Below are 24822 nucleotides of genomic sequence, written 5' to 3'. Positions count from 1 at the left end.
CTGTCCACTTCTCCAACGATGTCACAAACCCGAAACATAAAAGTACACGGCAGGCCCGTCATGAGAACACAACAGAGAAATCCGGCCAGTCCTGTTCCTGCGCGACCCGGCGTGCATTGGCGGCCATCGAGGGCAGTGTGCCTGAATCCTTGGCGCTCAGTAGATCGTCCAGTGCCTGTTTCAGGGCGGCGGGCCCGCCTTGGGCATCGTAGCAGACACCCGCGTTCTGCCCTTCGAGCACGTCGCGTGTCATGCCCACCGCCGGGATCGCGACCGGCAGCGCAAAGCTGAGCGCCAGCAGCATCGACCCGGAGGTCAGGATATTGCGGTAGGGATAGACGGCCATGTCCGCCGCGCGCATGAAAACCTGCATCTCCATATCGTCGACGAAGCGGTTGGTCATGCGGATGCGGCTGCGCTCCCACTCGGTCAGGGCCGGTGTCATGCCCTCGAAGATGTCGACCTTGCTTTCGCCCACGATCAGCAGAACCGCCTGCGGCCGATCCTTCAGTATCTCGCGGAAAACGGTGATCAGCTGGGCCACGCCCTTGTAGCGCCTGACCTGACCGGAGAACACGATGACGTGGTCCTGCGGGTCCAGATCCAGCTGCGCACGGGCGCAGTCGCGGTCGATGAAGTCGGGGTAGGCACCCAGATAATGCCCGTGGCGGGAAATCTGCACCTTGTCGCGCGGCACCTCGAAGGTTCTGGCGACTTCGTCCACGGACGCTTCGGAATGGAAATGCAGCACATGCGCGGCGGCGGCGATGCGCGTGGACATTTCGACCTCCAGATCGCCAAAGCTGGTATCGTGCGACAGGCTGTTGTGGATGGTCCAGACCAGCCGCCCGCCTTTGCTGACGAATTTTTCGATCTTGGTCAGGAACGCCTCGACCTTCGCGCGGGCGTCCTCGGGGCCGGTGGCGTCGACCAGCACGAAATTGATCCAATGCAGATGGAAGGTCAGATCACCCGGGGTCTTGAAGGTGTCGATCTGTTCCAGAGCCGCGTCGATATTGCCGGCGCAGAATTCGATCGCGCTTCGGGCCTTGCTGTAGAGCATGTGCTGATAGGGGTTTGCGCGCGAATAGTCGGGCCAGAACAGGACCGTCTTGCAATCATCGGTGCGTGTATAGGTCACCCGGCGCGGTTCCTTCGGGTCGGGCACATGCACCTTCCAGAACCGGTCCAGCCCCAGGCGCGACAGCGTCTCGTTCTGGACGATATGGGTGTTGGTGGTCTGAAACCCCTCGTTGACGCTGGAGGTGTTTTCGCCATGCCAGCGCCGCTGATAAAATACCCGGTCGATGTGATGGAACGGGCCGGTTTCGGCCAGCTTGAGGAAGATGTCGTAATCCACCGCGTTCACGATATCCTCGCGGAAGTAGGTCGTGCGTTCCCAGCAGGACCGGCGGAACATGCGAAAGTGATGCGCGATCGAGGTGACCATCATCTTTTCGCGGCTGAACACCGGCCAGCTGTATTCGTTCTTGACGTAATTGCCCTCGGCGTCGATCCGTTCGCACGATCCGTAGGCGCAGGCGACTTCGGGATGGTCGTCGAGATAGGTCATCAAGGCCCGCACGGCGCCGGGTTTCAGGCAGTCGTCGGAATCGAGCTGCCCGATATAGGGTGCCTGCGCCATGCGGATCGCACGGTTGGACGCATGCCCGATCCCGCCGTTAAGCGCGGTCTGGACCCGCACCTGTGGGTTGCTGCCATAATGGCGCTGCAAAAGCGCAAGCGTGTCGTCGGTCGATCCATCGTCGGCGATGCAGACCTCCAGATCGCGGACATCCTGCTCCAGCACGCTGTCGACGGCGCGGCGGATATATTTGCCGGCATTGTAGGCGGGGATGTAGATGCTGGCGCGCGGGCGCTCGAATTGCGCATCCTTCTTGCGGTCCCAATGATTGGGGCACAGCGCCACATAGAGCGATTTGTCCCTGTGGGTTGGTTCTGCGTCGCTGCGCCCGACCAGCGCAGGGACCGACAGGGGGGCAAAATATGCCCCCAGGTTGAACATGCGCCACGCCATCTCGCGGGCCGCGAGATGGGTATTGGAAAACCGCATGTCAGGCAGGCCTATCCGGCGCAGCAGGGCCATCGACATGACAAAGTTCATCCCCTCGACGTCGCGGAAGGGATAGCGCGCACCGGACAGCTTGTGCCGGTCGTTCCATGAGTAAAGCGTCTGCATCGCCCCGGCCGGAACCAGAGGGACAAGCGGCTGGACCACGTTGCGCGACGTGCGCGCCAGAAACGCCGCACGTTTCAGAAACGATCGGTCCAGCGTCACCTCACCGCTCAGAAACAGAACAAGATCGTCCGGGCCCGTGTCCCGGTCAATCATCAGGCGCAGATATGCGTTTGCTTCGGGTCCCAGAATGTCGCCCGCGATCACTTCGGGCGACAGCGCGGGGGGCAGCGACAGTGTGGAATCTGGGGCCGGATCGAAGACGCTCAGCCGAACGGGGCCGTCGAAATCCTGCCCGGCCAATGCCGCACCCAATGCCGCGATATCGGTGTCGCCGCCGACGGCTGCAATGACGTGTACGCTGGGCGCGGGCTGCGGCAGATCCGCATATGCCGTCGCGACGTCCCGCAAGAACGCCCAGTCATTGCGCATGCCGACCAGACCGGGCAGCGCCAGGCTTTTGGGATAGGGCGAGGGCACCTTGCGGTCCGGCCGGACCCGGCGGAACGGGCGGCGCAACCGGCTGTCCGGGTTGCTGGTATAGTCGGACGGGATGTTGAATACCGGCAGCGATTGCGCCCGGGTGCGTGCGCCATCCAGTTCATCGGCATAAAGCGCGAAAATCTCTGCGGAGACCCCCGGCGCGTAGCGTATACCGTCCAATATGCGCTCTGCGGCATGTAGGTCCGCGGACCGCGCCTGCTCTAACGCGTCAAGGGCCCTTGTCCATGGGTTGCGGGGATTACGTGCTGCTGCGGCGCCGATTGTATCTGCTTTCACAATTTCATCTTTCCATCAGGTCTGTCGGGCCAGAGAATCGGCCCTTGGGTCGCGGCGCTCAAAACGCGAGGCTCAGGGCGGCGCTTGCGTAGAGACCGGCTCAGCGTAAAGTTGAGCATATTTATCAAGAAATCGGACCACTGATACTATTTATCGTCTTACGATGCTTCGCCGCAGCATCCGCACATTTTCGGCACAAGATGTTCACCAGCCTGCATCTTCATGCAAAAGCCGCCTGAAATATGTGCGCATTCCCTAAGTTTGCGGTTAGTTCACGACCGCTTTTGCTTGAAGTGCCCGAAATCGGCAACCCCCGAACCGGCGGGAACAGAGGCGGTCTGGGGTGCCTGAGCAGGATGTTGCGTGCCCTGAGTGGATTTTCGCCTGTATTATTAAGCTGTTGCCATGTGGGGCATCAGCAGGCTGAAATATGCTGGATTAAGGGGCGTGCGACGCTTCTGCTTTGTGATGTGAACTCACGCCGAAGTGCAATTTCTGCTTTCCCCGTTTACTCCAGTCGGTTCTGAATTTCCATCACTTGGCTTTGGAAGACTTCGGCTGGCGTTCGGTAGCCCAGGCGGTTGCGCGCCGTCGGTTCGGTCGACAGCAGACCATCATCGACCTGCGCCAGAACTTCCACACGATTCAGCTCGCGCTCGCTCATCATCACCCATCCCACGCACAATCTCCCTCAGTCTTTTGGGGGAGAGTGACATTCCTGAATTGCACAGGGGTGACACTATCGTTTTGCGGCTACAAATGATATGACGTGTAAGGTTTATTATGTAAATAAAAGGATCAACTCGGATGTGTGAGGTGCGGTTGCTCGCGGGACATTCTCCTTGTTGATTATAGCTTTTCTCTGAGGGCTTCGTAAGGCGTCTTTCCGTTGTGCGCGCAGTGCGGTCTGTGGAAGTTGTAGAAGCGTTCCCCTTCGCCCAGTTTGGCTTTGAGATCGACGTCGCCTTTGTAACTGAGTAGTTGGTAGAACTCCTGCCCATCCGACTGGTGTGATCGTTCCACCTTGCCATTCAACTGCGGCGCACCGCGCTTGATGTAGGCGTGGCGGGTGCCAAAATACTCGACGTGCCAATGGAATTTCGCCTGGAACTCATGGCCGTAGCACGTCGGGAAGAAGCGCTGTTTCGGGAGCGACCGACCAGCGCCTGTCCTCCGGATATCGGAGACAAAGACCTTTGCCCTCATCATGACCCGTGGTCTTGCCGTTGCTGGCTCGCTCTTGCGAAGTGGGGATGGAATGCCCCCATCGGGTGGTCCAGTTTGAATGTTAATGAGTCCGTCCTGAACATCGCCATCAGGTTGCCAGTTTGCCGCCCTGACCTCTTCGATCACGTGCCATTTCCGCGTGAACGATCATGCATGCTTGGCAGATCAGCCAAATCAGTTGAGACAAAAGGACCCTAAGGTGCCTGAGGATCATGCGAATGTTGTGACCACAGCCGCAAAGGACGGCGAAGAGGGCATCTCCGGCGGTTCCCTTCAAGGGGCTTCGCGTCAGGCGTCCGTCGTTCTTCATGTGGCCGATCATCGGTTCGATTGCGCTTCGCCGTCGCAGGAGCCTGGCGATGGTTCGGGTTACGCCACGCTTGGCACCGCTGAGGAAGACCTTCACATTCTCGACGCCGTGGCCACGGTATCCGCGATCGACAAAGGCCATCTCGGGCCGCTGGTCGGTCAGGATTTCGACCTGCTCCAAGGCCTCGCTCAGCGTTTGGCCATCGTAGGGATTCCCCGGCAGCGCCCGCATCCCGACCACGAAACCACCTCGGTTGGTCGTGGCCACGCTGACTTTGGTGCCGAACTCGTAGCGTTTGTGCGCCTTGCCCTTCGATATGCAGTCCACCTCAGGTTCGTGCAGGCTGTAGAGCTTTTTCTTGTCCTTCGGTTTCTGTGCCAGCAGCTTACTCACCAGCACGATCATCTCCACCAGGCGGAGCTTCAACGCGCCCTCCGGGACCTTGCCCAATTGCCGCCCGATGTCCCGCAGCACGCGGCCGGTGTAGCCCTTGAGCCGCCGCAGCGCCTTGCGCATCCGCTTGAACTGGCGGGCATGGGCATAGCGTCCGACCTGACCGGCCAGGCGGGGTGCAAGGCGGTTGTAGTTCTGGCGCAGGCCGATCCCGGCCTCACGGGCCAGCCCGACCAGCTTGCGCCGGGCGGTTTCATACAGCCGCGCATCCGTCGGGTGTGCGATGTTCTTTTCCATCACCGTGGTATCCACCGTAACCCTCTTGAGGTCATCGCTCTTCACCGCCCCGGCGCGTTTCCCGGCCTCGATCGTCTGGGTCAGCAGCCACTCGACACCTTCCTCGCCGATCCGTTTGCGCCAACGCGTCAGCGACGACGGGTCGATTGGCAGGCGGTGCTGAAAGAACGTCTCGCCGCAGAAATGCTGCCAATACGGGTTTTCGGCCCACCGGGCCACGACCGCCTCGTCCGAGAGCGCGAAGGCATGCTGGAGGTAGCACAACCCCGCAACCAGCCGCGGCGGCGTCGCCGGGCGGCCGGTATGGGACGGAAAGAACCCGGCCCATTCCCGTTCGAAGATGTCCCAGTCAATCAGGGCGGCCAGCTTCACCAGCTCATGGCGTATGTCGATCATCTCGACCAATCGGGCGCGCAGAAGATCGTCTTGTTCCGGGGGCGGTTTTCGCGGCTTCATATCACGGCTCAAAATTGCAGGGTTTCTGCCCACACAATACCAAACCCTGCACTTATGACTCAACAAAATCGACCTGTTTCCCAGCAAAATCAGATGTCTGGAAGTTGTTCAGATTGGACTAATGAATGATCGGTCTCTGGTCTATTGGCACGATGCTTTTTGGTGCCGGTGGGCGGTAACCCAAAGCGCTGTGTGGCCTGGCCGTGTTATAGCTGGTACCGAGATAAACAAGGTTGTAACGCCTGTAACGGGAGCGTAACACCGGTGTAACCGCGTTAAGTCATTGAAATATAGTGTGTTTATGTATGTATGTTACAAGTTACAGATATATATAAATATATATACATGTACGCATGCATACACGCACACGCACACAGTGCAACACACTTATCCGGCGTAACTGGCGTAACAGCGTAACATTTATTTAGTTACAATGGGTTAGACGTTACAGGCACTGTTTCAACGCCGTAACTTTCTGCCGAAATGTAAACTGAATAATGAGTCTCGTGTGTTTCGAGAGTGAAGACGCGCGAAAGCGCTCTGAGTAGGGTGACGAAGCGACTTAAGTTGTTCGCCCTGAAGGCGATAGAGAGAAGATCGGCGCGGCATCCAAATCGGGCCGCCAGGGGGCGATTTGGGCCGTTCGCAGGGGTATTGCTGCTGACGGGGTCTTGATGGCCTCCTGACGCGGCTCTGACCGCGCTGAGAGCGTGTTCACCTCCGAAATCTACACCGAAGAGGCCGAGCCGGTCATCCGGCGCATGCTGGACGCGGTCGAGAGCCCGGATTGGCCGCAGCGCGCCAAGCGGTAAGCGCGGCTGTCGCGACGGGCGCTGTCCTGCGCGCTCTGCCCGAACTGATCCGGCTTGCGCCGATGTCGCGTGATATCGTGATGGCGATCATCGCCGCCACCCACAGCGCCACCGGCAAGATCGATCCGGCGCTGCGCAGCGCCCTTCCCGAGGATCGCGTCCTTGCCCGCCTGTCCGGCGCATCTCTCGCCCTGGCCCTGCGCGCGGCGACCCCGCGCGAGGTCGCCAGGCGGTTCTCGGATATCACCCGGCAGACATCACGCGGCGGCCCCACCCTCGATGATGATATCGAGGGCTATGGCGAAGCCGAAGCAGCCGCCCGCCGGATGGTCGCGGATCTGCAGGGCTGGTCCGACGGGCTCATCGCCTGGTCCGACGTGCAGCGCTCGGTGCTGCTTTACGGCCCGCCCGGCACCGGCAAGTCATCTGGCGCGCGCCATGGCGGGCAGTGCGGGCGTCGCGCTGGTGCGCGGCAGCTTCGCGACATGGCAAGCGCAGGGCAATCTGAGCCACATGCTGCGCGGGATGCGCGCGAGCTTTGACGAGGCCGCCGCCGCCCGTCCGGCGATCATGGTGATTGACGAGATCGACGCCGTCGGCAACCGCGCCAATCCCGACCCGCAAATCAACAGCTACCGGGCACAGGTCATCAACGGCTTCCTGGAGGCCCTCGACAAGGGAGCAGGCAGCATGACACATCGCTTGTCCGCGATGAGGCACAAGCACTCTCGGGTGCAGTCGTCGATCACCGCCAAGATACGGAACTTTCGCGAGGCACCGAAGCTGTCAGACACGAAGTCCAAGGACCAGCGCACGTTACAACACCGTCAGGCCACACTCGTCGCTCGGCAACCAGACACCGAGCAAGCGCGCCGAGCGCTTGAGCAATTTGGGGGCTCCGCGCCCCGCGCACTTGCGCCAGACGGGGAACCAGAATACCCAATCCAACCTGCAGACTCTCGTTATGAATGAGGGACTAGCAGGGGGGCAGGTCACAACCTGTCTTAAAAGGCAGGTCGTCACTCAACCTAAAACAGATTAACTGCTGAGTGCGGACATTCATAGTAGTCTAGTTAACCAGTTTCCGCTTCCTAGTGTGTTTGATCGCAGCGCCCTTTCAGGAACTGCGGTCGTGTTACTTTCCTGCCAGACTTTCTGGCATGGGCCTGTTAAAGATTGAGAAATGTAATGAGTAATTACAATGCCAAGCCCTTCGAGGTAATTGGAACACGTTTCCCTTCGAGACTTTACCGCGCGTTCGGAAAACGTTTGGTCGACATCGTGTTTGCTTTAATGGCCCTGCCCATCGCCTTGCCCATCCTTTGCGTTCTAGCACTTCTAGCCACACTCTACAGTGGCAAGCCGTTCTACGGACAAGATAGGGTGGGCAAAAACGGGCGCATCTATCGTATGTTTAAGCTGCGCCTGACAACGAAAGACGAAAATACTTGCTTCGAGCAGCACTACCATCACGGATTGGACGGTCAGCAGGATGTCGGCGACGAGCCACCACTGACTGGGTTCGGACGGTTTCTACGTAGCTCTTCCATTGAGGATTTGCCTCAGCTCTTCAATGTACTGATCGGCGACATGAGCTTCATCGGGCCTCGGCCAATGACGGTGTCGCAGAAGGCGCTTTATCCTGGCAAGGCTTACGACGACTTGCGACCTGGCATAACTGGGCTTTGGCAGATCACTGGCAAAAGTGCCATGAACCTGACCAAATGTGCAGTTTTCGATTATCAGTATAGTCGCAACCTGTCCCTCGCGAGCGATTTGGCCATCCTCACGGAAACCGCCAAACGCGCGCTGCACAGCGCGTAATACCAAGTAAAAATTAGGAAAAGCGTAAACGCCGCAAAGATGGCATGCGCAAAAGTTGGCGGGCTGTTCACTGCCGTTTCGCTTCCACCACCCAAACCACACCTGACGCGCCCCACGATGCGTATTCAGCATTCTTCACCCCAGAGACCAAGGTCTCCGTGGGCGTATTTTCTGCGCGTTGTTCAATTGTACCATCCAGTTCGGAGTTTCCATTGTGGCCAAGCTTATTATTTGCGCATTTTTCCTTACGGCGATCTTGGGCGTTTCTGCACATGCGGGCAGCATTGATCCCCCTATGCTACGGCCTGTTGTCATAGCGCCTGCTCCAACTATCTATAGCTGGACCGGTCCCTATGCTGGCGTTAGCGCGGGCACGACCAGAACCAAGACCCAGCACTACATCACGGAACAACGGCAGGAAACCCGGCCCTATACCAAGGCAGATGCTTTCCGGGACGCACGGGCAAGGGGCCTCAAGCTTTTGTCGCCAGAGGAGCCCCTCGGGCATTGTCAGGCGTTCGGGTACATTAGTTTGTTGGGCTGCAATAATTTTTCGCAGAGTGACTATATCTACGGCGATAATACGCAAGAGGATTACCGCAATTACTTCGGTGACTTTGATAACATCGATGATCTTTTGGCGGAAAGATATGAGGGTATCGAAGTAGCGGAGCGCGGACCAGTTGTAACAAGCGAGTGGAGTGAAGTCGTCGGAACAAAAACCGTGACTGAAAATCATTTTACTCTGGGGGCTTTCACTGGATATCGTTGGCAAACTTCTTCAAGTGTCGTATTCGGGGCGGAACTTGCTTATCATCATTATGATGGCACTGGGAGTACTGAAGCTAAGGCCCAGGTTGGATATGCAATCAATCGTGCTTTACCTTATTTCACCACAGGCTACGACATGACCGGTAAATCTGCTCTTTATGGCGTTGGCTTTGACTATGCACTGACCGATCGCTGGGTCACGGGGCTGGAATTCACCCATGGCGAGGGAACGAGCACTGACCGTCTCAGCGCAAAACTGGCCTTGAGATTCTGACTGAGGCTGTTCCATCACCCCGTCCCGCACCTGTGGCCAGACAAATTGGCCGTCCTCCAGCCGCTTGTGAACCAGCACCATTCCGGTCTGATCTCAGACCAACAGCTTCATCCTGTCCAGCCACCCGGCGGCGATGCTTCAGTCGCAGAATGGTAGGAGGGAGTCGGCATAGCGCTTACCGTCGCTCACTGAGACCTGCAAACTCAACAACGTCGAGCCGAACGGATATCTGACCGCCGTTCTCACGGCAATCGTCAACGGCCATAAACAGAACGACATTGACCAGCTGCAACCCTGGAACTATTCCTAATAGGTGGAGTCAAAGCAGCGCTTCCAATGGAAAACTTCTTTGCCTCTCTGAAAAAGAAGATGGTGCATCGTCAGCGCTTCAGAACGCGTACTCAAGCCAAGGCCGCAATCTTCGAGTATATTGAGGTCTTCTATAACCGCCAACGCCGTCACTCCAGCAACGGCTATCAAATGCCGCAACAGGCATTTGATGATATGACTTGAAAAATGGCCGCATAGGGTCAACAACTGAACTGTCCGGTTTTAGGAACGATGTCCATGGAAAACAAGAAGCGTATACAGAACGATAAATCCTCTGTGGTCGAACCTGACGTCGAGGATAGGGCGATTTTATCTCAGCGGATCACAGAGCTTGAGCATGTCGTTGCAGATTATGCACAGCGTTACGGTCTCACCGACCTAGCCAGAAAGACGATGGTTAACGTGCCTGCCAACGCGGTTCGATAGCATTAGCTTCTCGGGTTTTCTTTTGACGGCCACTACTAGAATTCACTATTGTCGACCGCGCATAATGGAAAATTGCCAATAACAAAACGCCGAGGCTGCCAACGCCGGAATAGACAGCGAGTGCAAGCAATATCGACGAGCCTAAAGACAGACTGATCGCTCCAGAAATCGTACCGAATAGTATGCCGATAACTAAATATCCCAAGATCATGGTGAACCGCCTCTTACTTCCTTAACCCTTCAGGGTAGTAAGCCTTCAAAATACAACCTTAAATAGATCACGCTTCCTAGCGTCAAGAGCAGATTGATAAGTGTAGATGGGGTATATTTCGGCTGAGTTCAGAATAGTACGTTAGCCGACCGACACGTTGATCAGCTGCGTGATGGGGATGTGGTCGTGGTCACCAAGTATGCAAGTATGACCGCCTCAGCCGATCGCTGCAGGATCTGCTGATTATTGTGGAGACGATCCGCGAAAAGGGTGCAGGTTTTCGATCCTTGGCTGAGGACATCGACACCACGACACCAGCCGGACGTCTGGTCTTCCATGTCTTTGCCTCCATCGCGCAGTTTGAGCGCGAGCGGATCGCGGAGCGGACAAAGGAGGGTCTGGCCGCCGCCCGCAAGCGCGGACGGATCGGGGGTCGACCTCCTGCCCTGTCCCACGAGCGCCGCGTCGAGGTTCAGCGAATGCGCGATCAAGAGGGTCGCAGCGTGGCTGAGCTGGCGCGGTTGTTCCAGGTTTCACCGAACACGATCAGGCGGGCGTGACGGGTGTCGCGCGGAATAACAGCCCTCCATGTTATTGACTTGTCCATATATAGACTATATATCTGTAAGTAGACAAATGAGGCTGAACATGTTGATTGCGGATTTCCCAAACACCTCGACTCCCTCCGGGACCATGCAGTTTCATACCGTCTCGAGGGAAGATCGCGCCCGAACAAGCGCCCCAGGCTTACGCGCCTTTCGGAGGATCGCAGACCGGTTCGGTCTGACTGAGGTGGAACGTATCGCTATCCTCGGGGATCCGGGTCGCTCTACCTATCATCAATGGATGAAGAAGGCGCGTGAGCAGCAGTCCCTGACTCTGCCTCTTGATACACTTTTGCGGATTTCAGCCATACTCGGGATATACAAGGCGCTGACCATTCTGTTCGAAGATGAGACACAGGCGCTGGTCTGGCTGAAGGGGCCTCACCAAGGCACCCTCTTCGCCGGTGCCTCTCCCATGGCCTACATGCTGGAAGGCGGGCACGACGGCCTTATGTCCGTCCGCCGCTACCTCGATGCATGGCGTGGCGGTAGCATGGGCTTTGGCGCTCCAGAAGGCAGTTTCGAGGCTGTCACAGAAGACGATCTTGTCTTTGCATGAAAATTTCTGACTGCAATGTGGTGCCCGCAGGTGCGGGCACCACACGCCTTATTCCCTCGCGGTTTCCACCAATCCCGGCTTTTGACGCGGTCACGACCCATGGTGATCTGGCGGCCGTCATGGATCTGGAGGGCTGGACGAATGACCGTCTTGTGGGGCCCCGGATGTCCCGCCTCCCGCCGAAGGAATGGGTTTACGGCCGCCTGAACGCCAGTGTGGTCATGGCTGCGTTTCTTCATGGGTCGCCCGGTGGGTTACGGTTTTCAGATGCAAGTCTGGGAGCGTGGTATGGGTCGACCCACCTCAACACCGCACTGCTGGAAGTTGCCAATGGGCTGCGCAAGGAGATAGCGCTCAGCGCGTTGACCCAGAAATCCGAGTGCTACCGGCAATACAAGGCGGACCTGGCAGGTGACTATGTCGATATTTTCGGAGCGCACCCAGAATATCATGATCCTGATGATGCAAGCTATCCAGTGTCTCAGGCCTTCGGTCGACGCGTTCGGGAAGACGGCGCCCGCGCCGGCATTCGGTATGAAAGCGTGCGCCATCCCGGCCATGAGAATTGGGCCTGTTTCCGCCCGCCTTTGGTGTTGAACGTGACACAGGCGAACCACTTCAGGATCGAGGTGCCCAAAACCGGGCGCGTCGTCGTGCGTCAAATCTCCTGATTGCAGACCGCCTAAACACACCCGCGCTCACTCGACGAATCCTTGATCTTGGAATGCGTGTAGCCTTCGGATGCTGCAGCGACATAGAGCCAGAAGTACCCAGCAGCTTCTCAGCGTTGAGCAGGGCAACCGGACATGGCGTTTAGTTGAACAGCAAGACGGAACTTCTAGGGCCCCAAGGTTCAGGGTCGACCGATCCGTCCTGTGTCACGCGCGGTAGGTTCGCGAAGGCAATCACATCGGTGACGGGTCGGATATCGATGAACGGGATCCCTCGTGCGACCGCAAGAGCGGCCAATGGAAAGCGCTCGATCGGCGCGAAGGTCGACACGGTGGTCCAACGGAGATGGATGAATGTCCCGCCCTCGCCGCAGATCACATGCGCGTTTGGCAATGACGCCGCCTGCTTCGAATAGCCGAGATCACGCAGGACGGTCTCGCGCTCGAGCCGCTGTGCCTGCCCCGTCTGGCCGGTTCGGCGTAGTTCCTTGTGTCGCCACCACGAGGGAGCGGTCGCGCGCAACACGCGCAAGACACCTGTTTGCATGGGAATGCCCTTCATCAGGAACGGCAGACCGGAACCCGGCCCGGACCCACCTGAGGGACCCCAAAGGCCCTCATCCGTCAGTCACAAAACCCGAAGGAAACTTTCACTTTTCCTGGTTACGGACCCTGTCCTTCTCAAAACCAACGGGCCCTCAACAAAATGCTCAAGACCGTGTCGTCTCCAGAAGCCCTTGATTTGGCACAGCCAATTCAGATCGGCAGGCAAGATCGGCAACGCATATAGGCAGAAATCTCCCCGAAGACCTGCTTACAACTCTGAACACGGTGCATTTTTCAATCTTGAAGCCTCACGTTGCCTTACCGCCAAGTCTGCAATAGAAGCAGCATTTGAGGTGCAGATCTCTTGCCCCAGCCTTCTCGACCATGCCGCGCAGATATCCGCCCGGCGAGGCAACCTCACCCGTGCTATGCTTTTCGAACACGAGCGCAAACGCTGCCGTTGCCACCTGTGTGCCCATTCGCTCCTGCGCCACGTTCCAGGCATGCTCCGAAATTCCCACCATCGGCCTGAGTGGTTCAGCAACCCGATGCAGATCACCCCAATCCTTGAAAAATCCGCCCGTGTTGCGCGCCCAAGACGCGAACTCGGGACACGCCTGCATGATTGCCGGCAGATCGAGAGCGGTCCAGTTCTAGCGCAAAGCCGGGCAGGAACAACGCAAGAAGCGCGATGATTGCACCGGACACCCTATTGGGTTTCGGCTCCAGCACCGCACCGAGATAAGCGATTAGGGCCGCGAGCGCCACGTGCCAGCCAACCCGCATCATGCCGAGGGCGAAACTGACCTAGCTCAAGGCCGGGCCGGACAGGTTTATCGACCCAGCCTTTCGTTGTTCGCAGGCGGCAACGAGGCCGGCGGAAGCTCGCCGTTTCTGCCGCATTATGGCCCGGTGATGTTCGTTATGCCTGACTTCTGTCGTGCTCAGCGCTATCTATCCGACAACACTTGAAGCGGAGCGAGCTATGAGATTTTCTCGAACACTGGCCGTAATGGCGATTGCAGCCGTATCGATGGCCGCCGTGCCTGCATCGGCAGACCCCGGGCGCGGCAAGGGCAAGGCGCGCGGCGACCACCACAACGGATTTGCAGGACATTGCCCGCCGGGACTTGCAAAAAGGAATCCGCCCTGTGTGCCGCCGGGGCAGGCACGCAAGTCCTATGATCACTACGGCTCTAGAATCGGGGATGTCCTTCGCATCGGTGACTACGTGGTTATCCGCGATCCCCGTAGGCTAAATCTAGAACCGCGTGACGATTGGCGCTATTATCGCGAGGGCAACCGGGCCTTTCGGGTTGATCGTGACACCAGAAAGATCCTCTCCGTCATCAACCTTATCGATGCCTTCACGAACTGAGCCGTCGGGGTTGATGATCGGCTCTAACCCAGTTTTGATGCAGATTGACAATCTGCCGGCGTACACACCCGACTTGAACCCAATCGAAATGGCGCTCTCGAAACTCAAGGCGCACCTGCGACGGACAGGGGCCAGAACATTCGACCAGATTTTCGACGCATTCGCGGAGTCTGCGATCTGTTCACACCGCCGGAATGCTGGAATTGCTTCTGCGAAGCAGGAAATGGATCAAGTTAAAGGCTCGATGCTCTAGAGGATCGTGGTAGACCGAATATCCTCGGCGGCGAAGTCGATCAGTGCGCGGATCTTGCGCGGCAGGGCCCGACCTTCGAGATAAACCGCGCTGACAGGACCGCTGTCGCCTCCGAACTCCTCCAGCAAGGGGACCAGTGCCGCGGTCTCGATGGTGTCGCGCAGCGCGAAGCGCGGGATGTAGGCGATCCCCATGCCGTCGACCGCCAGATCCACGGCCGCGCGCGCCGAGTTGACCTGGAACCGTCCCCGGACCTGAACATTTGTCTCGACCCCGTTCTTGACGAAGACCCATCTGTGCGGAACCCGCCGGTTGGTGTCCACGATACAGGTATGGTCGGCCAGTTCCTCGGGCGAGCCGGGTTTCCCGTGCCCCGCGACATAGTCCGGGCTGGCCACCAGAAGGCTGCTGACAGTGCCAAGTCGTCGCGTCTTGAGCGACAGCATGTCGGAGCGGCCGATGCGAAACGCCAGATCGATGCCCTCGCTTGCCAAGTCGACGTAGCGGTCATTGAGCCGCAAATCGAGCGTGAGGTTCGGGTTCTGCCGGCCGAACCGTGCGAGCATCCCCGTGACGTAAACTTCGCCGAAGGTGACGGGGGCCGAGATGCGAATGACGCCGGTCAGCCCGCGCGACCCCTCCGCGACGCTGCCGAGCAGATCATCGAGATCATCGAGCAGCGCGGGCGCCCGCGCAATCAGATCCTCGCCCGCCGGCGTCAGCCCCACCTTGCGGGTGGTCCGCTGAAGCAGTCGGACGCCAAGGCGTTGCTCCAGTCCGGCCACATATTTGGAAGTCAGCCGGTTCGACACGCCCAACTGATGGGCAGCCGCAGTGAACGAGCCAGTCTGCGCGGTGGCCACGAAGGCCCGGAGTTCATCGACGATATCCATGGCAAATTACTTAGTACATTTTGCGGATAGTCATTCTCTATAGTCGCCATTTCATTGACTAAAGGCAAGGCGTATCTTCCTGACAGATCAAACAGCGCCTGAAGGCGCACACTGAAAGGAGCAAGTCATGAAAATCGCAATCATTGGTAACGGCAATGTCGGATCCGGGCTGGCAAATGTCCTGAGCAAAACACAACATGAAGTAGGGACCTTTGGTCGCGCCGACGATGTGGCAAACGCCGTGACTGAGGCCGATATCGTTATCCTCGCGACACCCTATGGGGCAGCTGCCGAAATCGCCGACCAGGCAGACTTCACCGGCAAGATCGTCATCGATGTGTCCAACCCCGTCACCGAGGAGATTTCTCGGCCTTGCAACTCGGCACCACCACGTCGGCCGCCGAGGCGATCGCTGCGCTCGTTTCGGGAGCGTTCGTCGTGAAGGCCTTCAACACGATCTTCGCCCAGCACTATGCGGGGGATCTCAAGCTGGACGGTCAGCCGTTGCAGACCTTTGTCGCCGCCGACGACGAGACGGCGCGCGACACCGTGAAAACGCTGGCCGCAGAGGCCGGGTTCGAGCCGGTCGATGCCGGCCCCCTGTCCACCGCCCGCCAGCTCGAGCCGCTTGGTTTCCTGAATATCCAGTTCGGCTATGTGCTCGGAAAAGGTACCGAGATCGCGCCGCGCTGGCAGTTTTCTGCCTGACCCAACCTCCCGAACAAAGGAAAAAGACAATGTCCAACGCAAACCATCAAAACGCGCTTCAATCACCGGTGATCTCTGGCGTGGCAAATGCCGAACTGGCAGCCACACTCCTGCGCGTCTCTCTGGGAATCCTGTTCATCGCCCATGGCTGGCTGAAACTGGCGATCTTCACGCCGGCGGGAACGGCCGCCTTCTTCGAAAGCCTCGGGTTTCCAGGGGCGCTGGCCTATCTCGTGATGGCCGCCGAGCTGGCCGGTGGCGTGGCGCTGATCCTCGGCCTCTGGTCCCGCTGGGTGTCGCTCGCGCTGGTGCCGGTTCTGCTCGGTTCGATCTACGCGCCGCATGGCGCGGCCGGTTTCTTCTTCTCGAATGAAGGCGGCGGCTGGGAGTATCCCGCATTCTGGGCGATCACGCTGGTCGTGCAGGCCCTGCTCGGCGACGGTGCCTATGCGCTCAAGCGCAGCCCAAGCTGACCCGATCCGCACCCTTCCGCAAAGGAGTTTCACGATGGCCAATCCAACCGAAAAATTCGACATGAATGCAGCGCCGATCCGCATTGATACCGTTCGGCTCAGGGTGCAGGATCTCGACGCAGTTTCGTCCTTCTACCGTGACGTTCTGGGGCTGGTGCCGCTGGTAGAGGCCGGAAGCAGCGTGACACTGGGCACCGAAGAGACTCCGCTGCTCCATCTTGACGGCGACCCGTCGTTGCGCCCGCGCGACCCTAGGCAGGCGGGGCTGTTTCACACCGCCTTTTTGCTGCCCTCGCGCGGCGATCTGGCCCGCTGGCTCGGCCATGTCACCGAAACGGGCCCACGGCTGCAGGGGGCGTCGGATCACATCGTCAGCGAAGCGCTCTATATGGCCGATCCCGAAGGCAATGGCATCGAGGTCTATGTCGACCGACCGCCAAGCCAGTGGCGCGATCGCGCGGGCGATATCCGCATGACGACGGACCCGCTGGACCTCAAGGATCTGATGCGCGCGGCGCAGGGCCGGATTTGGGCCGGTTTCCCGAAAGGCGGCATCATCGGCCACGTTCATTTACAGATCGGCGACACGAAAGAGGCGGATCGCTTCTACCGCGACGCCCTCGGCTTCGACATCGCGGCGACCTATCCGGGCGCGAGTTTCTACGGCAGCGGCGGTTATCACCACCAGTTGGCCGGCAACATCTGGAACAGCCGCCGGGCCGGGACGCGGGACGCGTCCGAGGCGGGGCTGAGCGAAATCACCCTCGGCGTCGATCCGACAGCGCGTCAGGCGATCACGCAGCGCCTTGGCGGCGATCGCTTTTCCGATCCCTGGGGCACCGCCTTCGCGCTGGCGCAGTAAGGTGCTTTGCGAACCTGATAGTAGTAAAGGAGACAAGACATGCTTGTGAATGGAAAATGGGTCGAGAACTGGCAGCCTGTCCAGAAGGCCGATGGACAGGGGCGTTTCGTGCGCCAGGTTTCGGAGTTCCGGAACTGGATCACAACCGACGGGCGTCCTGGGCCTACGGGCGAGGGTGGTTTCGAGGCCGAGGCCGGGCGGTACCGGCTCTATGTCGCGCTGATCTGCCCCTGGGCCTCGCGCACCCTGATCGCGCGCCAAGCATTCTTTCAGTTGAGATGATGTGATGGTCATTCAACGCGCTCTATTCTAACACGACAATTCCAGTGCGCTTTGACTTATGCTCAGGTTCAACGTGGATGGTGATGCGCGCATCTGGAACCGCTTTGGCGATACCAACCTCAACTCTGTCACAGATCTCGTGGGCGTCGAAAACCGTCATTTCGCTTGGGACCACAAGATGAAATTCTACAAAGGTCGCGCTGCCCGCATGACGGGTCCTGAGATCGTGCGCTTCGACCGCTCCGGCCGCTTCGATTGAGATGGCTTCACGTATGCTGGCCAGAATCTCTTCTGGAACCGCCTCATCCATCAGGCCGCTCAGCGACTCTTTCACGACGCGAGAACCAGACCATATGATATTGATCGCAACCAATGCAGCCATAAGCGGGTCAAGGACCCACCATCCGGTAGCAAGTGCAAGAAGAACTCCCATCGCGACGCCTGCGGACGTAAAGACATCGGTCCATAGATGCCTCCCATCGGCGACCAACGCGGGAGATTTCAGTAGACGCCCTCTTCGAACCAGCACGAAGGCCCACATCGCATTGAGCATCGTGGCCGTTCCGTTCACCAGAAGGCCCTCTATCGGAGCGCCAAGCGCGCGAGGACTTAGGAAGCCTTCGTACGCCTCCCGCAGGATGAATATCGCCGCTACGATGATCATCACCCCCTCTAGGACGGCGCTGAAGAACTCCGCCTTGTGGTGACCAAAGGGATGATTTGCGTCCGGCGGTCGCGCCGCGATCCGTATCGCAACGAGCGCGGCGAACGCAGTTGCGAGGTTCACAGTGCTTTCGAGCGCGTCCGAGAGCAACGCCACGGAGCCTGTCATCAGCCAGGCCAGTGTCTTTAACGCTAGAACAATGCTCCCAACGACAAGACTTCCAAAAGCAAGTTTGAGCGCAGAATGCATTTTTGCTCCCATATAAAGGCATGTGAATTACAGGTCGGCAATGAACTATTCAAGCTATTGAATTTGCGAATGATAATGCCTCTCACTCCGAACAGGAGGCACACCGGTCGCTAAATCAACCAACACCTCTCTGACTCTCAAACGCAGGCCGAGGTCGAAGCACCGCATGTCGGCAAGCAGCCCGGTACAGCTACAGGGACACCGGGTGCTGATCTAATTGTTCGGTCTAGACTTCAAGCTGGCAACCGCATCAAGGAAGGCCTGATCCAGCACCGGATCGTCCCATTTGCCAGCGATAGCCATCCAACGATCAAGATCCTCCCGGAAACCCGGATCGTCGCTCTTCATGTGAAACGTGAACAGGCGATTGACGATTCCCCTCATCAGGTTTGCCATCTGGACGTCGCCGAAATGAGCGGCTTTGGGCCATGGTATTTTCCGACCCTCCGCTGAAGCCGCTCAAGATACTGTCCGCGTGCAGGCCGGAGCGCCCCGGCGCATAGGTGTAGCGGATTGCATTTATCCGGAGCTCGGATTGCAATCATCGTGATTTTTGGCTCGAATTATTTGCGTCTATCGAAGGGGTCAAACTCACATTATCTGCAACTGTAATCAGATTATGTGCGACGCGATTGCAATCATCGGGATCGGATCACATTGCGTGCGAATGGCTTAATGCAGCATGGTCCGGCGCCCGCAGCATTGCTTGAATTTTTTTCCGGACCCACAAGGACAGGGATCGTTCCGGCCGGTTTTACTGCCTGAACGGGTGAATGTTCCGGAGGGCGGTGTGTAGAGATTGCGCTGTTTCAGGAAATAGCGATGCATGCGCATGACGCCACCCGCCGCACCTATGAGCAATTCTTGTCTTTGATCATCAGACACGGGCTCGTCGAAGGGGCGCATTTCAGGGTCTTCATGATGTTCGTAGGCGAGCGCCCAGATCGGCACCATAGCGCCTCCCTCATTCTCATCATCCATGATTTCGAACCAGATTTCGCGCCGCAACTCGGTCCCGCGCAGGAAACCCTGCGCCCAGTCGTTGGCCTGATATCTGCCATTTTCATCCTCCAGTACGAGGGGCAGATAGACCTCTTCGGAATCAAGCTGGCGGTTCACATGGCTCCAGTGCCGGTTGACCAGTTCCACGAATTGCCCGGCCTCTTCCATATCCTCGAACTCCAGGTCGCCGTCTTCCGTCGCACCATTTTGCAGGATGGGCATGTATTCGCTTGGCATGACCAGATCGGGGCAACAGGCCAGAGCTGCAAAGAACCCATCAAGCGCTTCGACATTCGGGATTGCGCCGCCGCGTACCCGGCCAAGGAAATCCCCCAGCTTTTGCTCTTCGCTGTCGGACAGTTCGGTTTTGAGCTTCATATCGGTAGCCCTGCCTTACGCATGCGGGTGTAAAGTTCGTCGGTCCTGTCTGTATCCAGTTGCCCTTTGAGAAAGCGGCGGATTTCAGGAAGCCGTGTATCCGTGAGATCGGCCAGCGCCTTGGGATTGTATCCGCTCGCATCCTGCCGCATGCAGCGCATCCTGCTGCAAATCGAGACTTTGATCCTCGGTCGATACACGTGCGTAGCCAATGAGCATGGGAAACCGTCTGATAACTTAATCCGATTGAGCAAATGCATACGGTGATTTTCAGATGCGGTAAACAGACAAGTTTTCCCAGCAATATCAAGCTGGGAATTTGGGGGCTAACCACCATCTGACAAACGGACGTTTCACAGACAACCCATTCGCACGTAATGTGATCCGATCCCGATGATTGCAATCGCGTCGCACATAATCTGATTACAGTTGCAGATAATGTGAGTTTGACCCCTTCGATAGACGCAAATAATTCGAGCCAAAAAGTAAGCGCGCCATTGGCACCGCCTGCCTGATCGAGGGGCGATGATCTAAGACACGTCGCTAAAGACGTCGTTAACGACGTGTCTTATACGGGGTCAGCGATGCGTGGCGAAATTCTTGGATTGGAGCGGCGACGATTTTGGCGTGATGAGGACAAGCTTGAGATCGTCACATCGGTTGGGATTGGCGGGGCGACGGTGACGCAGGTGGCGCATCGCCACGAGGTGACCCGGCAGCAGATTTACAAATGGCGGCATGAGCTGAAGAAGAAAGGCTTGTGGTCGCCCGATGCCGGGGCGCTTTGGTTTCTCGGATTCCCGTTCGAGAACCTTACGACAGCGTCATAGTCCCTTCCGGGGATGAACAGGCCCTTCGCGAGAGCCGGATCAAGATCTTCCGAAATCGTGACGCGCGCGCGATAACAGCCGTGAGTCTTTCGATGTACGTCCCGCGTCGCGCATGCCCCATCAACGCGTTCCGGTAAATCGTCGAATATGTGCCGGTATGCCCCAAGCCTCTCCATGTCGCGCTCCCTTGGCCGTTCGCCGCGCGCGAGTATGCTTTCCAGTTCGACCTGATGCTTGCGCCACGCGATGCGGGTTTGTGACGACTTCTTGACGAAGGATCGGATCACCTCCGCGACATCGCGCGCGAGTTTGCGCTCCAGCGCGAAATCATCCTGCCACGGGCGTTCGAATTTTTCATCCAGTTGATCAATATCTTCGTGCTGCATGGACATGAAAATCTCCTTTTCCTGTAACAACGCGGCACTTGCCCCCTTTTCGTTGGTTTCGGCCTGTTTCCTGCTTGAAGAGAACTTCAGCAAGGTTTCGTTCGAAACCGTTGGCCCTTTGACGGACATTTCCAGGAGCGAATGACTACCGCGTTTGCGGGATAGTCAAAGCTTGTTTCTAGGGACTCAATTGGAAATGGCGCCAATGACAGGCAACTCCGCGCCAAATTTGTTCACAATCCCAAGTTTCATCATAGCACAGAAAATGGCCAATCTCGCTGGACGGGATGTCGAGTTGCATTGACCGGTTTGGACGAGCTGTCGAGAACCACGGCGCTTGCTGTCGTTCAGCAGGCGGATGACATCTATTCGGACACCACGTCGTTCACCACCTGCGAAACACCCGTGCTTCGCGCGCCTTTTGTGGGACTCAAGCAAAGGATGAAAAAACCGACGATCTGTGCTATGATCAATCTGCTCCCGCGCGAGTTGTAAGGAACGGACGGTTTCGCAGCCCCTTGGCAGCCGGAACCACGTTTGAAGTCTGAATGTGACGGAGTTCGCAATGAAAACCTTTGATTATCGGGCTCCGCTCATGCGGAGTCTCTCCTGTTCGATCACTTTGGCGCTCGCTCTCCAGTTTTTACCCGTATCGGTGAACGCGGAAGACGATTCTGATTGCCCCTCGGGGCACCCGGATTGTGGACAGCACAACATGATACTTGTCGGAAAGGAAGCTGCGTTTGTTTCCCATCTGCCGATGTTCGGTAACGAGCATCGTTTCCAGGTCATCGCGGAAGTTGTCTTCGCAGGGGGGGAGACCGACTTCAGTTCGGTCTATCTCGAAGATCGCGCGGCGCACCCGGATGTCCGGATGTACACCGTGCAACCGAATGACGCGTTCGTTCTGTCACGCCTCTTTACCCCTGACGGCGACTCCGAGCGCAATATGTTTTCCGGAAATGTCTTTCGTGGTCATCTCGAGCGTGGCGGACGCGGGATCGATGGACTCCAGTCGATCTCCGTATGGATCCAAGACATGATCTACGCGAGCGAATTGTCCGCTGGCTCCAGCGAGGTGAAGGACCTGCAGTACGTTCTTTTCGGGCGGGGCGATGATCTTTATTTGGCGCACCTGATTGGTGGTGCGCCAGACGATTTCGACCAGATCGTCGGTGTTTCGCTGGGAGACCGAAACGAGGAACTTTCGAATGGCGCAATCGTCACGATTCCCGATCGGGCAAACAGTGCCAGAACCAGGCTCAGACCGGACGAGCAGGTGTCTGCTGAGGTTTCGCCCCAAATTGGGCCGCTCGATCTGGTCATCGGACCGGAACTCTATTTCGAGGAGGGAGAGCTTCTTTCGTCAGCCACCTTTGCCCCGACGGAGTTGGAAATCGAAGCTGGATTTGCGAACTGATCACTTGCATCCTCACCGCTCCGGCGGAACGGTAGCTGAAGTAAGGCCGTTTGATGCCTGCAAAACGGGAAGGCACGCTGTAGCGATTGCTGGCATATTGAACCAGGCAGGTGGAGCGGACACGCACCGTCTTCTCCACGTAGCCGTCAAAAGCCCGCCCCAGGGGGCGCAGCTCGGCGCGCTCATCTTCAAAAACCTCCGCAATCGTGCGAGCCGATTGTCCAGGGTGAGCGCGACTTGCCAATTCCTCGCAGCGCAGGCGCAACCAGTCGTTCAGCCCGTCCAGATCATCAAAGGCTGGCATGGGAACAAACAATCGGCCTCGTAAAAACTGGACCTGGTTCTCGACCTGCCCCTTCTCCCAACCCGACGCGGGGGTGCAGGCGCATGGGCTCCATGACATAGTGGTTCATCAACGCCAGGAACCGCGGATGGATGCTCGGCACCCGTTCTTGACAGCCGCCGCATGTCGCTCCTGACCGCCGCCAATCGCCGCCAGAACGTTGAGCGGCTTTTTGACAATATGTGAATTTCCTTTTCTTAATGTATTTGGTTCTCGGTCGAAGTGAGAGGCATACGAAGTTCAGCCCTCCGTTGCTGAGGCACCTATCCCGGCTGTTCAGTTTTGCGGAACCACCTCTGACTGAGTGGCGGGAGGGTCCGAATATTGGGAGGATAAATTGGCTGCTGCGGTCTGAATGTGACTACCTTTCAGGGCCACATCTGCGCGGCGTGAAGCACGCGCAGCACCGTCACTGTCGATGCCGTTTCGGCATAGATGACGATGTAGTTGGGCCGGACAACCAACTCCCGCGTGCCCTTTACCCTGCCGGGGCGGCAGCGCTTCGGGTGCCCTGGAAGTTGTGCAACCTTTCCCTGGATCTCTTCCATCAAGACAAGGGCTGCGTCGGGGTTGTTGTCGGAGATATAATCGACGATTGCCATCAGGTCAGCGACCGCCGGGGCCTTCCAGTCGAGTTCAGGCACGGCGCTTTCCGTCGATCAGGGTACGTGCTTCCTTCATCACCTGATCGTGGGGCTTGGTCGGGCGAGGGTCCACCATAGCCTCCTGGACCTTGGCACGGAACCAAGCGTCGTAGCTCTCTGGATCCGAGACCAGGCCTGCAGGCAGGCCGCCCTCAGCCGCAACGCGGGTCAGCAGGATGCGCACAGCATCCGAAAGCGTCAGGCCGACACCAGACAGAGCATCGGCTGCTTGTGCCTTGAGTTGGTCATCTACGCGGACGTGGAGCATTGAGGTTCGCGCCGTCATGGCATGTTCTCCTGTATATATGAGGAATATGGGTCTCAATTGAGATACAGTCAATGAGTCATCGCGGAGCGGCAACGCGACACGCGGTATTCCAAGGCCGGTCTTTCCGTCGAGGATATTCTCGAGCTATCCAACATTTGAAATCCCCGCATTGAAATAATTCAGGACGCTGATTCTGATGTGAATGTTAGCCGCACGGCGAGCAGGAGAAGCGATTGCTTCAACACTTGCCGTCGGGGGGCTGGGCTGCGGAAGGCTTGCGACGCTCTGGGGAGCCTCACGGACTCTGTGTTGAGCAAAGAACAGGGCCTGCATAATAGTGCTGATGTATATGCGAGCTTTCGCCGTCTGAAGCAGGCTAGAGATTGCCTAAGTGGACTCTACAAGTTACCCCCGACGTTATGAAACGCATCACGATCATCGCCACCATCTGGTGGCCGGCCAGCTAGCAGAGCGGCCGGACGTTTCATTGCATCCCGGGGCCGCCGCAATGGCGGCCTTTTTCTTTGGATGATCCCCATGCGGTGCCCCTCTTTCCCAAGAGGATTCAACCATGACCACCAAACCCGTCATCCTGACCGGCGACCGCACCACGGGGCCGCTCCATATCGGCCATTACGCTGGCTCCCTGCGCAACCGACTGCGCTTTCAGGACAGCCATGAGCAGTTCCTGCTTCTGGCCGACACGCAGGCGCTCACCGATCATGCCCATAATCCGGAAAAGGTCCGGCGCAGCGTGATGGAGGTCGCGCTCGACTATCTCGCGGTGGGCATCGATCCGGGCAAGAGCACGATCTGCCTGCAGTCCCACCTGCCCGCTCTGGCCGAGCTTTCCATGCTTTATTTGAACTTCGTGACCGTCGCCCGGTTGGAGCGGAACCCCACGATCAAGGACGAGATCCGAATGCGCGGCTTTCCCGCGTCGCGTGATGATGACCTCCGCGCCCCGTTCGGCGGCAGCTATAAGCGCCGAGAGCTTCGCCTTCGCTTCTGTAATGCTGACCTGCAGGGCTTACACTCCGAAGGCGGCAAGGACAGGCGGGATGCTGGTCTCCACCTCGTGCGGATATCCGATGGAGACG

28 protein-coding genes and 10 pseudogenes are annotated in these 24822 nt (G+C 58.1%); 22 read left to right on the top strand and 16 right to left on the bottom strand.

Annotated features, from left to right (window positions below; all coding sequences use genetic code 11):
- Positions 1-58: 58 nt before the first annotated feature.
- The 4 genes and pseudogenes from FGD77_RS01915 to FGD77_RS01900 all read right to left on the bottom strand — a co-directional run bounded on the left by FGD77_RS01915 (position 59) and on the right by FGD77_RS01900 (position 5660).
- Positions 59-2860, bottom strand: a complete 2802-nt coding sequence (locus FGD77_RS01915; RefSeq protein WP_255005833.1) for a glycosyltransferase — start codon at positions 2858-2860, stop codon at positions 59-61.
- A gap of 625 nt (positions 2861-3485) precedes the next feature.
- A complete protein-coding gene (locus tag FGD77_RS01910) occupies positions 3486-3656 on the bottom strand; it encodes a hypothetical protein (RefSeq protein WP_255005832.1) in 171 nt (56 codons plus the stop codon).
- Between the two features lie 170 nt (positions 3657-3826).
- A pseudogene (locus tag FGD77_RS01905) lies at positions 3827-4096 on the bottom strand (integrase core domain-containing protein); the annotation flags it as partial.
- A 196-nt stretch (positions 4097-4292) separates the two neighbouring features.
- Positions 4293-5660, bottom strand: a complete 1368-nt coding sequence (locus tag FGD77_RS01900; protein ID WP_255005831.1) for an IS5 family transposase — start codon at positions 5658-5660, stop codon at positions 4293-4295.
- A 787-nt stretch (positions 5661-6447) separates the two neighbouring features.
- Between FGD77_RS01900 and FGD77_RS01890 the strand changes: the two genes are divergently transcribed.
- Together FGD77_RS01890 and FGD77_RS01885 are read left to right on the top strand one after the other, a co-directional pair.
- Positions 6448-7014: an ATP-binding protein gene (locus tag FGD77_RS01890; protein ID WP_255005830.1), complete on the top strand. Its 567-nt coding sequence runs from the start codon at positions 6448-6450 to the stop codon at positions 7012-7014.
- Positions 6938-7099 (top strand): annotated as a pseudogene (locus tag FGD77_RS01885) (hypothetical protein); the annotation flags it as partial. The gene FGD77_RS01890 and the pseudogene FGD77_RS01885, both read left to right, overlap by 77 nt.
- Before the next feature lie 77 nt (positions 7100-7176).
- On the opposite strand, the pseudogene FGD77_RS01880 reads toward FGD77_RS01885, so the two are convergent.
- Positions 7177-7290: pseudogene (locus FGD77_RS01880) on the bottom strand (IS3 family transposase); the annotation flags it as partial.
- Here FGD77_RS01880 and FGD77_RS01875 point away from each other — a divergent pair.
- The 9 genes and pseudogenes from FGD77_RS01875 to FGD77_RS01835 all read left to right on the top strand — a co-directional run.
- Positions 7290-7440: pseudogene (locus FGD77_RS01875) on the top strand (IS3 family transposase); the annotation flags it as partial. The pseudogenes FGD77_RS01880 and FGD77_RS01875 sit on opposite strands and share 1 nt — an antisense overlap.
- Before the next feature lie 220 nt (positions 7441-7660).
- Positions 7661-8296 (top strand): sugar transferase, encoded by a 636-nt coding sequence (locus FGD77_RS01870; RefSeq protein WP_255005829.1) that lies wholly within the window; start codon positions 7661-7663, stop codon positions 8294-8296.
- Positions 8297-8510: 214 nt separating this feature from the next.
- A complete protein-coding gene (locus tag FGD77_RS01865; RefSeq protein ID WP_255005828.1) occupies positions 8511-9341 on the top strand; it encodes an outer membrane protein in 831 nt (276 codons plus the stop codon).
- A gap of 175 nt (positions 9342-9516) precedes the next feature.
- Positions 9517-9651, top strand: a pseudogene (locus tag FGD77_RS01860) (transposase domain-containing protein); the annotation flags it as partial.
- 23 nt (positions 9652-9674) lie between these two features.
- A pseudogene (locus FGD77_RS01855) lies at positions 9675-9854 on the top strand (IS3 family transposase); the annotation flags it as partial.
- A gap of 54 nt (positions 9855-9908) precedes the next feature.
- The gene (locus tag FGD77_RS01850) at positions 9909-10097 is read left to right on the top strand and encodes a hypothetical protein (protein WP_255005827.1); all 189 of its coding nucleotides are present in this window, start codon (positions 9909-9911) and stop codon (positions 10095-10097) included.
- A 459-nt stretch (positions 10098-10556) separates the two neighbouring features.
- Positions 10557-10868: a recombinase family protein gene (locus FGD77_RS01845; protein ID WP_255005824.1), complete on the top strand. Its 312-nt coding sequence runs from the start codon at positions 10557-10559 to the stop codon at positions 10866-10868.
- A gap of 88 nt (positions 10869-10956) precedes the next feature.
- On the top strand, positions 10957-11472 hold the full coding sequence (locus tag FGD77_RS01840; RefSeq protein WP_255005823.1) for an antitoxin Xre/MbcA/ParS toxin-binding domain-containing protein: 516 nt from the start codon (positions 10957-10959) through the stop codon (positions 11470-11472).
- Positions 11469-12143: an RES family NAD+ phosphorylase gene (locus tag FGD77_RS01835; RefSeq protein WP_255005822.1), complete on the top strand. Its 675-nt coding sequence runs from the start codon at positions 11469-11471 to the stop codon at positions 12141-12143. Before FGD77_RS01840 ends, FGD77_RS01835 begins: the two co-directional genes overlap by 4 nt.
- Positions 12144-12285: 142 nt before the next feature.
- Here FGD77_RS01835 and FGD77_RS01830 read toward each other — a convergent pair whose 3' ends face one another.
- Both FGD77_RS01830 and repC read right to left on the bottom strand, forming a co-directional pair.
- Positions 12286-12690, bottom strand: coding sequence for a hypothetical protein (locus tag FGD77_RS01830; RefSeq protein ID WP_255005821.1), 405 nt, complete (start codon positions 12688-12690; stop codon positions 12286-12288).
- Between the two features lie 307 nt (positions 12691-12997).
- Positions 12998-13312, bottom strand: a complete 315-nt coding sequence (repC, locus tag FGD77_RS01825) for a replication initiation protein RepC (protein WP_255005820.1) — start codon at positions 13310-13312, stop codon at positions 12998-13000.
- Positions 13313-13629: 317 nt separating this feature from the next.
- Between repC and FGD77_RS01820 the strand changes: the two genes are divergently transcribed.
- On the top strand, positions 13630-14067 hold the full coding sequence (locus FGD77_RS01820) for a hypothetical protein (protein WP_255005819.1): 438 nt from the start codon (positions 13630-13632) through the stop codon (positions 14065-14067).
- A 52-nt stretch (positions 14068-14119) separates the two neighbouring features.
- Positions 14120-14304, top strand: a pseudogene (locus tag FGD77_RS01815) (IS630 family transposase); the annotation flags it as partial.
- A gap of 12 nt (positions 14305-14316) precedes the next feature.
- Here FGD77_RS01815 and FGD77_RS01810 read toward each other — a convergent pair.
- Entirely contained in the window at positions 14317-15213 is an 897-nt protein-coding gene (locus tag FGD77_RS01810; RefSeq protein ID WP_255005818.1) for a LysR family transcriptional regulator, read from the bottom strand.
- 127 nt (positions 15214-15340) lie between these two features.
- Here FGD77_RS01810 and FGD77_RS01805 point away from each other — a divergent pair, with 127 nt between their 5' ends.
- The 5 genes and pseudogenes from FGD77_RS01805 to FGD77_RS01785 all read left to right on the top strand — a co-directional run.
- Positions 15341-15655, top strand: a complete 315-nt coding sequence (locus FGD77_RS01805) for an NAD(P)-binding domain-containing protein (protein ID WP_255005817.1) — start codon at positions 15341-15343, stop codon at positions 15653-15655.
- The gene (locus tag FGD77_RS01800; RefSeq protein ID WP_255005816.1) at positions 15586-15921 is read left to right on the top strand and encodes an NADPH-dependent F420 reductase; all 336 of its coding nucleotides are present in this window, start codon (positions 15586-15588) and stop codon (positions 15919-15921) included. The genes FGD77_RS01805 and FGD77_RS01800 overlap by 70 nt, the downstream gene beginning before the upstream one ends.
- A 29-nt stretch (positions 15922-15950) precedes the next feature.
- Positions 15951-16394, top strand: a complete 444-nt coding sequence (locus FGD77_RS01795; RefSeq protein ID WP_255005814.1) for a DoxX family protein — start codon at positions 15951-15953, stop codon at positions 16392-16394.
- A 34-nt stretch (positions 16395-16428) separates the two neighbouring features.
- Positions 16429-17256, top strand: coding sequence for a VOC family protein (locus FGD77_RS01790; RefSeq protein ID WP_255005813.1), 828 nt, complete (start codon positions 16429-16431; stop codon positions 17254-17256).
- Positions 17257-17295: 39 nt separating this feature from the next.
- Positions 17296-17514, top strand: a pseudogene (locus FGD77_RS01785) (glutathione S-transferase family protein); the annotation flags it as partial.
- Between the two features lie 46 nt (positions 17515-17560).
- Here FGD77_RS01785 and FGD77_RS01780 read toward each other — a convergent pair.
- The 5 genes and pseudogenes from FGD77_RS01780 to FGD77_RS01760 form a co-directional block, all read right to left on the bottom strand.
- On the bottom strand, positions 17561-18451 hold the full coding sequence (locus FGD77_RS01780; RefSeq protein ID WP_120352568.1) for a cation diffusion facilitator family transporter: 891 nt from the start codon (positions 18449-18451) through the stop codon (positions 17561-17563).
- Positions 18452-18664: 213 nt separating this feature from the next.
- Positions 18665-18847: a hypothetical protein gene (locus FGD77_RS01775; RefSeq protein ID WP_255005812.1), complete on the bottom strand. Its 183-nt coding sequence runs from the start codon at positions 18845-18847 to the stop codon at positions 18665-18667.
- A 276-nt stretch (positions 18848-19123) separates the two neighbouring features.
- Complete coding sequence (locus tag FGD77_RS01770; RefSeq protein ID WP_255005811.1) at positions 19124-19831, bottom strand: UPF0149 family protein; 708 nt, start codon at positions 19829-19831, stop codon at positions 19124-19126.
- Positions 19828-19983 (bottom strand): hypothetical protein, encoded by a 156-nt coding sequence (locus FGD77_RS01765; RefSeq protein ID WP_255005894.1) that lies wholly within the window; start codon positions 19981-19983, stop codon positions 19828-19830. The genes FGD77_RS01770 and FGD77_RS01765 overlap by 4 nt, the downstream gene beginning before the upstream one ends.
- Positions 19961-20050 (bottom strand): annotated as a pseudogene (locus FGD77_RS01760) (recombinase family protein); the annotation flags it as partial. The pseudogene FGD77_RS01760 and the gene FGD77_RS01765, both read right to left, overlap by 23 nt.
- A 365-nt stretch (positions 20051-20415) precedes the next feature.
- On the opposite strand from FGD77_RS01760, the gene FGD77_RS22235 reads away from it, so the two are divergent.
- On the top strand, positions 20416-20661 hold the full coding sequence (locus tag FGD77_RS22235) for a transposase (protein ID WP_369682671.1): 246 nt from the start codon (positions 20416-20418) through the stop codon (positions 20659-20661).
- Here the strand turns inward: FGD77_RS22235 and FGD77_RS01755 are convergent.
- On the bottom strand, positions 20556-21053 hold the full coding sequence (locus FGD77_RS01755) for a hypothetical protein (protein WP_255005810.1): 498 nt from the start codon (positions 21051-21053) through the stop codon (positions 20556-20558). The two genes, FGD77_RS22235 and FGD77_RS01755, sit on opposite strands and share 106 nt — an antisense overlap.
- A 294-nt stretch (positions 21054-21347) precedes the next feature.
- Here FGD77_RS01755 and FGD77_RS01750 point away from each other — a divergent pair, with 294 nt between their 5' ends.
- Together FGD77_RS01750 and FGD77_RS01745 are read left to right on the top strand one after the other, a co-directional pair.
- On the top strand, positions 21348-21542 hold the full coding sequence (locus FGD77_RS01750; protein WP_255005808.1) for a hypothetical protein: 195 nt from the start codon (positions 21348-21350) through the stop codon (positions 21540-21542).
- A gap of 70 nt (positions 21543-21612) precedes the next feature.
- On the top strand, positions 21613-22467 hold the full coding sequence (locus FGD77_RS01745) for a hypothetical protein (protein ID WP_255005807.1): 855 nt from the start codon (positions 21613-21615) through the stop codon (positions 22465-22467).
- Between the two features lie 711 nt (positions 22468-23178).
- Here FGD77_RS01745 and FGD77_RS01740 read toward each other — a convergent pair.
- Positions 23179-23454, bottom strand: coding sequence for a type II toxin-antitoxin system RelE/ParE family toxin (locus FGD77_RS01740; protein WP_255005806.1), 276 nt, complete (start codon positions 23452-23454; stop codon positions 23179-23181).
- Positions 23447-23740, bottom strand: a complete 294-nt coding sequence (locus FGD77_RS01735) for a type II toxin-antitoxin system RelB/DinJ family antitoxin (protein WP_255005805.1) — start codon at positions 23738-23740, stop codon at positions 23447-23449. Before FGD77_RS01735 ends, FGD77_RS01740 begins: the two co-directional genes overlap by 8 nt.
- Before the next feature lie 553 nt (positions 23741-24293).
- Here FGD77_RS01735 and FGD77_RS22230 point away from each other — a divergent pair.
- Positions 24294-24656 (top strand): annotated as a pseudogene (locus FGD77_RS22230) (tryptophan--tRNA ligase); the annotation flags it as partial.
- Positions 24657-24822: the final 166 nt, after the last annotated feature.

Source organism: Roseovarius sp. M141 (assembly GCF_024355225.1).
Lineage (GTDB): Bacteria > Pseudomonadota > Alphaproteobacteria > Rhodobacterales > Rhodobacteraceae > Roseovarius.
Note: the sequence above shows the minus strand (reverse complement) of the source record. Positions and strands in the feature narration are given on the sequence as shown.